Origin of the sequence: Brevibacillus sp. MCWH (assembly GCF_013096935.1) — a bacterium.
GTDB classification, from domain to species: domain Bacteria; phylum Bacillota; class Bacilli; order Brevibacillales; family Brevibacillaceae; genus Brevibacillus; species Brevibacillus aydinogluensis.
Map to the genome: position 1 here is coordinate 292874 of NZ_SDLF01000001.1, position 12283 is coordinate 305156.

At 48.1% G+C, this 12283-nt stretch carries 9 protein-coding genes; 5 read left to right on the top strand and 4 right to left on the bottom strand.

Features of this window, described 5'->3' with window-relative positions:
* Positions 1-37: 37 nt before the first annotated feature.
* Both istB (ETC00_RS01310) and istA read right to left on the bottom strand, forming a co-directional pair.
* The gene (gene istB / locus ETC00_RS01310) at positions 38-823 is read right to left on the bottom strand and encodes an IS21-like element helper ATPase IstB (RefSeq protein ID WP_029099487.1); all 786 of its coding nucleotides are present in this window, start codon (positions 821-823) and stop codon (positions 38-40) included.
* Complete coding sequence (gene istA, locus ETC00_RS01315; protein ID WP_029099486.1) at positions 820-2061, bottom strand: IS21 family transposase; 1242 nt, start codon at positions 2059-2061, stop codon at positions 820-822. Before istA ends, istB (ETC00_RS01310) begins: the two co-directional genes overlap by 4 nt.
* A 296-nt stretch (positions 2062-2357) precedes the next feature.
* Between istA and istB (ETC00_RS01320) the strand changes: the two genes are divergently transcribed.
* Positions 2358-3125: an IS21-like element helper ATPase IstB gene (gene istB / locus ETC00_RS01320; protein WP_008409491.1), complete on the top strand. Its 768-nt coding sequence runs from the start codon at positions 2358-2360 to the stop codon at positions 3123-3125.
* A gap of 117 nt (positions 3126-3242) precedes the next feature.
* Complete coding sequence (locus tag ETC00_RS01325; protein WP_171564151.1) at positions 3243-3989, top strand: hypothetical protein; 747 nt, start codon at positions 3243-3245, stop codon at positions 3987-3989.
* 287 nt (positions 3990-4276) lie between these two features.
* Here the strand turns inward: ETC00_RS01325 and ETC00_RS01330 are convergent, their stop codons facing one another.
* Complete coding sequence (locus ETC00_RS01330) at positions 4277-4795, bottom strand: DUF3231 family protein (protein WP_171564152.1); 519 nt, start codon at positions 4793-4795, stop codon at positions 4277-4279.
* Positions 4796-4934: 139 nt separating this feature from the next.
* Positions 4935-5351: a DUF2243 domain-containing protein gene (locus ETC00_RS01335; protein WP_171564153.1), complete on the bottom strand. Its 417-nt coding sequence runs from the start codon at positions 5349-5351 to the stop codon at positions 4935-4937.
* 235 nt (positions 5352-5586) lie between these two features.
* Between ETC00_RS01335 and ETC00_RS01340 the strand changes: the two genes are divergently transcribed.
* From ETC00_RS01340 to ETC00_RS01350, 3 genes are read left to right on the top strand one after another with little or no spacing between them, the layout of a single operon-like run.
* On the top strand, positions 5587-5931 hold the full coding sequence (locus ETC00_RS01340) for a hypothetical protein (RefSeq protein ID WP_171564154.1): 345 nt from the start codon (positions 5587-5589) through the stop codon (positions 5929-5931).
* Between the two features lie 23 nt (positions 5932-5954).
* Positions 5955-11402, top strand: a complete 5448-nt coding sequence (locus ETC00_RS01345; RefSeq protein ID WP_171564155.1) for an RHS repeat domain-containing protein — start codon at positions 5955-5957, stop codon at positions 11400-11402.
* 16 nt (positions 11403-11418) lie between these two features.
* Positions 11419-11976, top strand: a complete 558-nt coding sequence (locus ETC00_RS01350; protein WP_171564156.1) for a hypothetical protein — start codon at positions 11419-11421, stop codon at positions 11974-11976.
* The last annotated feature ends 307 nt before the right edge of the window (positions 11977-12283 follow it).

Sequence of the window (12283 nt, forward strand, 5' to 3'; positions counted from 1 at the left end):
GTTATTTTATACGCCCCTTAGGGGGCGGAAACAAGGACTACTCCTTTGGGTGTTCTTCATGCCCTTCTGGTCGGAAGAAACCCGCCTTTTTCTTTTCTTTGATGCGGTAACTTTCCCCCTTGATATTGATTGTGGTGGAATGATGCAGCAAACGATCCAGGATGGCTGTGGCCAGTATAGAGTCTCCAAAGATTTCTCCCCATGAACCATACGACTTGTTGGAAGTCAGGATGATAGAGCCGGTCTCGTATCGTTCGGAGATGATTTGGAAGAAGAAATGGGCTGCCGGTTCGTCCATCTTGCGATAGCCGATCTCATCGATGATCAACAGACGCGGCTTGGTGTACATGCGAATTTTTTGTTTGATCGTATGGTTCTGATCGGCCTGCTGAAGCGTTTGCACGAGATCATGGGCGGTTGTAAAATACACCGTATACCGCTGCTTAATCGCCTCCAAAGCCAGTGCAACGGCCAAATGTGTTTTCCCCACACCGGGCGGGCCGAGGAAAATGAGATTCTCCTGGTGCTCGATAAACCGAAGGGTCGCCAGATCCCGGATTCGCCGTTCATCGATGGATGGTTGGAAACGAAAGTCGAATTGATCCAGGGTCTTGTGAAAGGGCAAGTTGGCTAGACGTGTCCGGGTCCGGATATACCGATCCCATTTTGCCGCCAACTCCTCCTGCAGCAGCTTGTCCAGAAATTCCAGATACGATATATTGTGTTTGGAAGCTTCTTCGGCGTGGTGGTGAAGCACCTCGGGAATGCGAGTCCATCCGAATTGGTGGAAGGCATCCTCAAGACGTTCTTGCAGCCCAATCATTGGAGCCTCACCGCCTCGTCGAGGAATTGTTCATACACGGATAAGTTTCGTTCCAGCACTTCAGGGGCTGGTCGGTCAACAAGTTTGGGCATTGGGGCAGGAACTCGATGTTGACCGGTTGGGCGCAGTCCTTCGAAGTGCTTTTTGTTGATGACCAGCTGCCCTTTTTGGACGGCCTTGGGATGTTCAGCGATGAGTGTGTCTCCACTGTAAATCCGGATGCGTCCGTTCTTGTCGTCCTGGACATGCACGATTTGCCCCATAAAACGGAAGGGAACGGAGTAACGGTTGGCCTCAAACGATACCAGGCAGTCGGCTGATACCTTCCGAGCATGACGGTCGACGACCGCAAACGGCGTTGGGTTCATGGGTTTCAGCTTTTCCTCATGCCAGCGGTCAACCGGCCTGACGTGCGTGGTTCCATGAATCCTCACGTTGGCCACTTGATTTAGCCACTCACGAGCTTGACGATTCAGATCGTCTACTCCCTTGAATTCCCGAACTCGCGGCCAAAAGTTCTTGCGAACATAGCCAATTCCGTTTTCGACCTTTCCTTTAGTGCGAGCGCGATAGGGCCGGCAGCTCGTAAGAAGGAAGCCGTGGTGGCTGGCAAATCGGGAAAAACGCTCATTCCAGACGGGATGGCCCTGTTCATCTCTGTCTTTCACAACGGTCTTCATGTTGTCGTACAGCATCACCTCCGTACCCCCTCCAAAATACTCAAAAGCCCGATGGTGACAACTGATGAGCGTATCCAACTTCTCATCTTCAGTGAACTCCAGATACATCATGCGAGAATAGCTGAGGACCATGACAAACGCATAGAGCCGTTTTGGTTTGCCGTGCCAGTCCACCGTAAACCGTCCCCAATCGACTTGGGCTTGGTATCCGGGATCTGTTTCAAATCGGACGGTGGTTTTGCTGATGACGGTGGGCCGGAACGGTTTCATGAAGACTCGCAGAGTGGTAATCCCACCGGTATACCCTTTTGCCTTGATTTCTTCCAGGATAACTCTCGCATTCAGGCAACCTTCCTCCATTCGGCGGCGAACGTAATCCTTGAACGGATCCAGCTTGCCGAGACGAGTGACCTTTCGCTGATAGGATTCAGGTTCCTTCTTGTTTAGCCACTTACGAATGGTTTTTCGATCCCTCCCCATTTCCTGCGCGATCCGAGTAATACTCATGCCACGTTTCCTCATCTCGTGAATCATGTAAAACTCCCCATTCTTTACCATAATTTCTCTCTCCTCCAAGGAGAGAGTCTGCGATGAAAATGGGGAATTTTCAACCGATTCTATTGGGGATTTTATCGCTGATCTTCACAGGTGGAAATCTGGGCCGACGGCACATGTATTGCTCGACACCAAAAGGTCTATCGATCCCGTGCAACTGTTTTTTGTGAAAACCAGTATGCAGGTCTTACGACTGCTCAAGGATATGCCTATCCACGTCCGCAAGCCCGACAGATTTCATCGCAGCAAGTGGAAGTGCGTTCGCTGGATGTCTATGAGCAGCTGACGGGGGTGGGAGCATGATTGAACTGGAACAGGCACGGCTACGTCTTGAGGAACTTGGGCTTCAGCAAGCGGCTCTACTCTTGGATGCCCATTTGGAAGCGGCAAGTCATGGACAGCCCACCTATCTGTCCTTTCTCAACATGCTTCTAGATGCAGAGATAGCGGAACGTCAAAAACGGAATATGGAGGTACGCACCAAACTCGCACACTTGCCTTACCGAAAAACGCTGGAGGAGTTCGATTTTGCTTTCCAACCCAGCATTGACGAACGGTTGATTCGAGAGCTGGCCACGATGACTTTTGTAACCCGACACGAGAATGTCTTGTTCTTAGGGCCTCCCGGAGTAGGAAAAAGTCATCTGGCGGTGGCGTTGGCTGTAGAAGCCATCTCGCAAGGGATATCCGTTTACTTTGTCAGTCTCTCGCAACTCATCGAAGATCTGCGAAAAGCTTACACGGAAAACAGGCTGGATAAACGCCTACGCATCTATATTCGACCAAAGCTCCTGATTATTGACGAAATTGGTTACTTACCGTTTGACAGTTTGGCAGCTAACCTCTTTTTCCAGGTAGTAAGTGCAAGATACGAGAGAGGGAGTATTCTGTTGACCAGCAACAAGAGTTTCGGTGAATGGGGGGAACTGATGGGCGATCCGATACTTGCTACGGCTATCCTGGATCGGCTCTTACACCATTCCCACATCGTCAATATTAGGGGGAATAGTTACCGACTTCGTGAGAAGATGAGGACTGGAGCCTACGGCTCCCCCTCTACCACCTAACCAACAAAAAATCGCCGGGTGGGTCAATTCTAAACCGGCGATGGTGGGTCAAAATAAAGTCGGCGTTGACACCTGGAATCTATGATCACGATATTGCCAAGCAATTCTGAGTTTCGGATGGAAAGCGAATATCGGTTGGAGAAATTACAGGAGTTAAACAGCGCAGTAAAGTTGATAGAGCAAATGAAGTCAAAACTGCTGATGCAAGAAGAATCTCATGAGATTGTGAACTTGTATAAAAAAGCACAAACGCTATTGAACAACTGTAGTGCTGGTCCACTTAAAGTACAATTGGAACAGTTTCTTTCTTCTATTGAGCTAAGTATCGAGGATTTTCCCACAGAAGACCCAACAAATGAGTACACTGCTGAAGATATTGACAATATGGCAATTGAGCTGATGCATCCGCCATATATAGACCTAGAGACAAATACGAGAAAATTGGTTGCTGAAAGACTGTTATCTACAGATATCATACAACTGAATACTGCTGAAGATAAAATTCGTAAGCTTGATGAAATTATTAAAGAAGTACAGGCTGAAATTGAATTGGCCAGGAAATGTGATAACGAACGGCAAATTGGTTCACTTTTGGAAGGAATACTTCCTCAGAAAATGAGGCGTATGTCACCTGATGTAAAGGAAAGGATCGTTAGAACACTCATAAATGCCGACCGGAGCACTTGGGCCAACGTGGGAATAATTGAAAAAACTGTAGACAGACTGATAGAAGATTTTGATCCCCAAAGAAGTAACAAACCCCTAATCATTGATGTTAATAGTCCTGAGATTGAAGAGTTTGACGGGATCATACCATTAAAAGATAGAGGCTGTTGTTTGTCGCCAGCTAGCTTCGTTGATTGAGCCTATCGCAGAAATGTGCTAGGCCTTTTCTTTATCCTTGGCCAAAAACAAAGAGACCATACGGACTCCTCCTCTCCTCTATCACCTTTTTCCATATCTCCCGTCGAGATTATAAATACCTTCCCCCTACTTGGATATGAAATGCTTCGTTTATCTTTCCGCGTTGATGGTAAGCAGCGATGGTCGTCCGAATTCTTTTCTTGCCGCATTCGGTACTGCACTCCCCAGTCCGTAGGTGAAAAAACAATCGGCCACCCCAAAGACTAGGGTAGCCTTCTTGAGCATCTTTATACATGGGCAGGTTCGGGCGTTTGCTGATGAAGTGGGGGAGGAACCAACCATCCCTTTTCCTTGTTAATGCGCAACAGGCGGGCGCCGTATGTGGCTTTCGTCATATGGAATTGACCAAACATCAACGCGATATCTTCACGAATTGCCTGCCCGATAATTTGGCTGCAAGATACCAACCCGGCAGCCAAGTCCAACGATACGCTGGCGGCAATTTCCGGATCGTTGAACCTTGCTCCCACCGGGATGCTTTCCAACGTAGCAGTTGGCCGTTCTGGTGGAGCGGGTGGCAGCCCAATTCCGTTGACCTTGAGCAGCTCTTCAATCTGCTCGATCTCCTGCTTCATATTTTTCGTCAGGTCTTCAAGAAATGTTCGCAAATCCTTGTCGCCCGTATGGTTGATGAACGTTTGATAACCAGCCAACATCCCTTTGGTTACGGTAAGGTAACTCCAAACACCAAAGACTTCCCCGTAATGCATTGGTTCGTTCTTTGGATTTCCGCTTAAAATACCCATAATCGTCCTCCCAGCATTGATTTGCGTTGTAACATTCAAATGGGTTCTCCTGACAGCATAGGTAACCCACTGTTATTGTTACCGGGAGTTTGAGGTTTATCATGGAAATGTTTGGCGGATTTGCCCATCGTGTATGATGTTACGCAGAGGTTGTTCGGCGTCGCACTAGCCAGCCTGTGACAAGCAGCAGCAGGGCGACTACATCATATGAAAGATCGAACAGGAATTGTTGCGCCCCTGGCTTGACGTGGTGAATCTGCAAGAGGTGGTGATTTACGATACCCTCCAGCAAATTAAATGTGCCGGCACCCAGTAAAAAGCTGCCCCAGAATGTACGTGGCGTGTCTTGGGGATTCCCTTTCCATAACAAGATGCCTGCGACAAAGATGATCAAGGTCACGAATAAATGAAAAACGCCGTCGCTGATGATTTGGTGTACGCGATCGGTATGCATGTTTACACTGTGCCACTGCAAAATTTGATGAAAGACAATGCCATCCAGCATTCCGATCATACCGACACCAAACAAAAACGATCCCATTGCTGTCGTCTTCATGTTTTGCTGCCGACCTCCTTTTCCTCCACTAGCATTATGGCCAGTTCAAGTAAAAAAAAGCCCTGCTTTGTCTACAAACTGAAACCACTCGGCAATTCGAGTGGTTTTTTTATGCCTAACTTTACCTATTTGGGTAGAGGAGAGTTGTTCATGCACATCGACTGCCTCACATCTGCATGGTCAGTCTTAATCAAAACATTTCAGAAAGGGAGCAGAGAACATGGGAAGACAAGTGATGAATCTGGTGTTGCTATTTGTTCTGGGTCTTACTGTACTGATTTCACCTGGAGCCACAATGGCCAATTCACCCCCGGCAACTGCCCGTGAAAAACCGCCAGTTATGGGTGAAGAGCAACGAGACATTGTGCGGGCGGCGCCTGACACTCCGTCAGGTAACCAGACGAGTGAGCCGTTCACCTCAGATGGTATCGTGTCTTCTTCTGCAGCTTCTCGAAATTTCACGTACACGTATAATGCCAGAAACCAACTGCAGTACCTGTACGAAAACGGTGTATTGAAAATTGAATTCATCTATGACAACAACGGCAACCTGATCCGGAAAAAAGTATATAAATCCTGATGCATATCAATAAGGAGGTAGCAATGAGTATGAAAAAATGGATGCGCGGGTTTCTCTCTTCTGTTCTTGCCATATCCCTGCTGGTGCCTTCTGTTACATTTGCCCGGGTGGATGAACGTTTATCAGCGACACCCGTATCTGACGACAGCAACGAACAACCAGCAGACACAAAAGCATGGTTGTCTGCATACAAAGAAGTCTTACAGGCTGCGAAAAAGCTGCAACAAAAAAAATCGGACGAAATCCCTTCCTTTACAAAAGATGAAGTGATGGCGATGACATGGGATTCGTTGCCGGCAGATGTCGTCTGGGGCATGTATCAATCGTTTGATCGGAAAACCTTGCAGATTGCTGCCTATTTTTATCCGCTGTTGGACCGCTTCTTGTCCCAGGACGAAAAAGTGAAAAAATACCAGTGGACGGACGAGGCGGTCATGTCCGAAATTGGTCGGCTTGGACAGGAGCAGTACACATTGCTCAAACAGGCGCTGCCAGTCATCGAGCAGCATTACCAGCGCTGGAAGGAAACCAAGGGAAACAAGGCAAAAGCGCCGCTTTCGTCTCTCGCCGATTCAGGTCTCACTTCCAGCCCGCCAGATGAAGAGTACGAACCTGAAGGGCTAACCTACCGGTATAAGCGCAATACCGAGAACCTTGTCGATGAACTGTACCGCACAGCCAATATTAAAGAGACGGATGTGCATCTGGAAGGAAAACACGGGATGGATCTCAAGCTGGAACGGCAGTATTCCTCTCTGGATGCGATGTTAGGGCGGATTTACTACAAGAGCAAGTGGGGTGAAAACATATGGGTAGGGAATGGAGGATACCACGAAAAGTATCACCTGCCTGTGGGATGGAAATGGAATATCCCCATGATTGAGGAGATCGACAGAGAGAACATCCGCTGCACCTACGATGAAGATTTATCCAAGTATTTTTGCAACCGTACTCATGAAAAGGATAGTAAGCGTTATGTGTTTACGCTGGACGACGGCACAGTGCTTGAGTCTAAATCCAAAGAAGGAGACTGGGTAAACTATCCCTATCTCGGCGCCTCTATGGAGTACAAAAGGTGGGAAATCAATGGCGTGGAACACATTGCCTGGTTGAGGTACAACGGCTACTTGTACAATTTTTCCGTAGAAAAGTCATACAATAGTGATGGTGATACGTATGTGGTCACCAAAACCAATGCGTATGGAGATGAAATCGTCTACCGCATTCCGGAAAAGAAGGAGAAACCGATAGAAATCATCGACAGCGTCGGCCGCTGCATCGTTATGGAAAAACGCTTGTACAACGTGGTTAGCGATCTCAAGGTGTATGCCGATGCGTCCAAAAGCCGCTTGTTAAAGCATATAAAGTACGACTGGAATGAGACCCCTAGCAGGGTCATTGAATACGACGTCAATGGCAATGGCAGCAAGATAATCGCGGAGTATACCTATCACGATTCAGGGGTATTCGGCGAGGCAGAGTTTAACCTGAAACCCGTGTATTCCTTTCCGGCGAACATTCCACTGGACTACAACGGTATGGAATCGACGGTCTACACCACCGATGACTTTCAGAGACGCGGCACCACCAAGTACAATTTGCTGCGTGAGGTGTCGTACCCGGTGGAAGGCCTGCAGATTACCTATACGTACAGCCCGTATCAGCCGGACGAACCTGATTTTCTCAGCCGCGGCGTGGTCCGGTTGTACCACGATGACGAAAAGCTGACCTATACGTCGTATCATCCGGTGACAGCAGTTGACATTCGCTTTGCCAAGACGCCCCACCCGGAGCGTCAGAAGCAGGGATGGTACTCGCATACAATTTACTATCCGCTGACGAATAAGGAAATCTGGAAGTCGTCCAAGGATTTGTCTGTCCGGCTGAAAAATCAGACCCTGCGGGAAGGGTCGATCGTCAAAACGCAAATTGTACAGTACGGGAGCCCGAACCAGGAAAAAGTCTTCACACCCAATCCGGACAAAACATTTTTGCCGCAATCAGTCAAGACGTACATCGGCACTGGAGCGGATACAGACACCATTCTTCTTCCTCTGACGTTAACGGAAGGTGAAAAAGAATACCGCTACCATCCCGTCAGCTATGTAAGCTATCTGTACAGCGGCCGAGAGACGAAGCCACGGTACGAGTACCGCTTTTTGGGGCGTCCCGCTTCGTTTACCGACGATGCGGATGTGTACCAATTTTTGTTGGCACCCGACATCAATCGTTTGGACAGTGTTGCAAGCAGGCTGAGCAAGTACGCCCAGGTCACGGCGTACAGCTACAACAGCTACGGTGATTTGACCAAATTGGTGGACCCGCAAGGAAACGAAACGACGTGGACCTACACAGCGACGACCTATTACCTGCGGTTGCTAACGAAGATGAAGCGGACAGCAGCCGGAAATCCCAATCATTTTCACGAGGAATCGTATACCTATAATGCTGACAAATTGCTGGAAACGGAGCACATCGTCGATTCGTATCCGGATGGAACGACGACGAAACGGGAAGAAATTGGCCGCGCGTACCAGTACAACAGCCAGAAGCTGGTTTCCACTATCGTGGAAGCGACGAAAGGATCGGACGAGAAATTTTTTGATAAAAAAATTGAATCTTACGACCGCTATGGCTTGTATCCGACGGTCATCAAAATGAAAGTAGAGACGTCTCCGGAAACGAAGGAGACCCTTACGTACCAGTTTGACTACGACGAATTGGGCAGGGTGGTAAAACGAATCTACCCCGACCAAAGCCAGGCTATGTATCAATACGATTTGCTTGGACGGCTTACCATTGAACTATTTGCGAATGAGGGCCAGTTCCGGACGATTTTCTACGACTATGATGACACACAGCGCAAAGTGACGATGACGTTGCCGGACGGCACGGAGGAATTTACTCATTTCACGCCATTTGGCGAGGTGGAATACAAGGGACAGCGGGGGACCAATGGAGAAGTAAGACCGCTTCTGTACAACACGTACACCTCGGACGGCCGGTTGGAATCCAGTGCTCCGTATGCCGACGACAGCCGGGCAACAAGTTACTTCTATAATGAAGACGGCAGTCTGCTGGGCAAGCAAGATCCCAAAGGGTACACCATGTACTACCGCGCCAATGCCTATCGCGACAAAGACAGCTATTTGCCGGTCGAGACTGTTCGGAGCGTTGAGTCCAATGGCCTCACCGTCACGCACTTTGCCAACCGGCACGGCCAACTGCAAGAGGAAATTCGCGAGACTGGTGACGCGGCACAACGACTGGCGATACGTTACGAGTACAATCCCTTTGATCAAATGACGCGAAAAATGGAACGTGACCAGATGGGCAAGACACGCTCCTGGACCTATCATTACAACATAAACGGCAACCTGGTACGTCTCGTTGATCCGGAACAAAATGTCTACGGATACAGCTATGATGCCTACGGCAACCTGGTATCCGTACAGGAGAATAATACGCTGACGACAGAGTATCACTACAATCCGCTGTCCTGGAAGATCAGCGAAAAAGATGTACCGTCCGGGGCGACAGAATCGTTTCACTACTATCCGAACGGAAAGACGCGCATCTTTACCGATAAGGCAGGAAACCGCCATGAGTATGCGTATACGCCGTTTTATGAGGTGTCCAGCATCACGACAAAAGATGCAGCGGGTGTTGTGAAAAACAAGGAAACCTGGGAGTATTACCCGAATACTTCACTCGTGAAGAAAGAGACCAACAGCAATGGTCCCGACACCCGTCCGACCAGCAGCAATTATCGGGAGGTCCAGTACAGCTACGATCCGTTCCATCGGTTGAATCGCCAGACGGTATTTGACCGTGTCTATCAGATTCGCTATACAGACCATGACGATTTGATGGACCAACTGGTGTATCCGGATAACACGGTGGTATCGTATCGCTACGACGATGCGGAGCGCCTGCTGGAAGTATCCAGCAATGTGACGGGGACAATCCGCTATGCGTATCATACGACAAACACGGGAGAAACGTATACGCTCACGTACCCGAACGGCCTGGAGATGGAGCGGAAGCTGGATTCTTTTGGTCAGGTGAAGGAGCTGACGCACAGGAAGCGTACTACGCCGATCTGGACGGAGACGAATCAGTATTCGTTTGGAAACGTGGTCTCCATCACCCGCAATGGAACGACGTTTGCCTATGAGTATGACAAGATTGACCGTCTGACAAAAGAAACACTGCCGAGTGGCACGAATCGTTATGCGTATGACACCCGTGGGAACAGGAAATCCTTTGAGGGCGTCTTGCCGATCGACACCGACACGGTGACGTACACCTTTGACGAGCGGAACCGCCTGCGCAGCTATGCCAATGAACGGACAGGCAATGCGGGAAGCTACACCTACTACGGGAACGGACTGCGTGCGACAAAGGCAGAGAACGGGAACCAGACAAAGTACGTCTACCTGAACGGAAGGGTCATCGAAGAGCTGGACAACGCCGGAAACGTGAAGGCCCGCAACATCTGGGGGAACGAACTGTTGTTCCGCAAAGATGTGGGGGCGAACAAACAAGGGTACTATCTGTACAACAGCCACGGCGATGTCGTATCGATCACGGACAGCAGCGGTGTGGAGCTAAACCGGTACGACTACGATTCGTGGGGCAACCTTGTTGCGCAAACGGAAACCATGTCCAACCCGTTCAAGTACAGCGGTGAGGTCTTCGACGAGAAAACCGGTTACTACTACCTGCGTGCCCGCTACTACGACCCGAAAATCGGACGGTTTATCTCGGAGGATACGTATAAGGGGCAAGTGGATAATCCGCTAAGCCTCAACCGGTATACGTATGTGCATAATAATCCGTTGAGGTTTGTTGACCCGACTGGGCATTGGTGCGAATCGGCCGATGGTAAATGGGCACATGCAGGTTCATGCAACGACAGAAGTAATATGAGTAGATATGAACCTGATTACAAGCATGATAACGATTTCATTGTGGAAAATGGTGTAATTAAAGGAGTTTATGAGCATGTAGAAGGCGCAAGAGAAGATATAGCATTAGAGGTTAATACTTTCATGTTGTTTGCCCCAATTCCAAAATTCTTATGGGGAGCTAAGGCGGCAGGAGCAGGAAAAACGGCAGTAACTGTCTGGGATACTATAAAGGTTACACAAGCAGCAGTCAAAGGAACAAACATCCCTAAATCATTTGTACTGAGCGGTTTAAAAGCAGGTGGACACGAGATATGGGTACATCCTAATGCTACAAAACATATGATTGATTACATGTTGAAAAATGAGAGAGTAATCAATTTAAGTACGCAGAGTAAACAGATGATTGAACAGGCAATGCTAACCAGTTTTAGGTCTGCAGTTGAGAAAGCCATGCCCAATCTTAAACCGGGTAGGAACTTCATGACTGTAGGACAATGGGAAATAGGGATTAATATAACTGAGGCTGAGGCAGTTATTTACCATGCATTGTTCAGGTAAATTGGAGGAATACATTATGAAATTACTTTGTAAGTCTGCCACTGAAAATTTTATATCGGTTTCACGTAGTATCGAATATATGGGTGATAAATTTGTGCTTGTAACAGTTTCTGTAGATGTACCTGCACCTGCGAAGCCTTACTTATTTCAGGGCGGCGTTCAATGGAGGCTGTATGGTGAAGCAGAACCATTAACGGTATCCTTGGATGTCAGGGATGATATCTCTCCTAACGATGGTATTCTGAGAGAAATAAGATTCTTTATAAGTGAAACAGTTACTCAGGAGTCTAATTCATTTTGCAACCATGAAAAGTTAAGAGGTTTACCTGTATTTAGTTTCGATCGTAAGGAAACTACGGATGGGTTTTACCATGACGTAAAAGGAAAATTCAACTTCCAACTTGTTGACAACACCTTGTATTGTTTATTTGATGGTTTTGAAGTAGCAGCTATGGTGGAAGTAAGTAACCAGTTAAGTTGCTTACTTGACAACCAAAGGATACTTGCAGGTCTGGCTTTACAAGACCTTAGCGATGATGAGATTGATGTACTGAAGGAAGCAAACCTAATGTGATTCAATAGCACACTTACCCCAAACGAGTAATCAATTACTCGTCTGGGGTTTCTTTTTGTTTTTCGGGACTTTCCCCGCTTGTAAGGGACAATGCCAAACGCAACACGCACCGCAAAAATTTATGCTCCTGATGAAGTGATGCTAGGTTTCTGAAAATATGGGAGACGTGGGATACAAGAATTCTTCCCGTTCCCGCCGCAAACAAGCGTGTTAAGGTGCAGTAGAGAGGCAGGTATGACGCTAGTATTGCATAAGGATTTGCAGAATTGCGGTTCACGCTTGCATAGCCGTGATGTGACAAAACCAA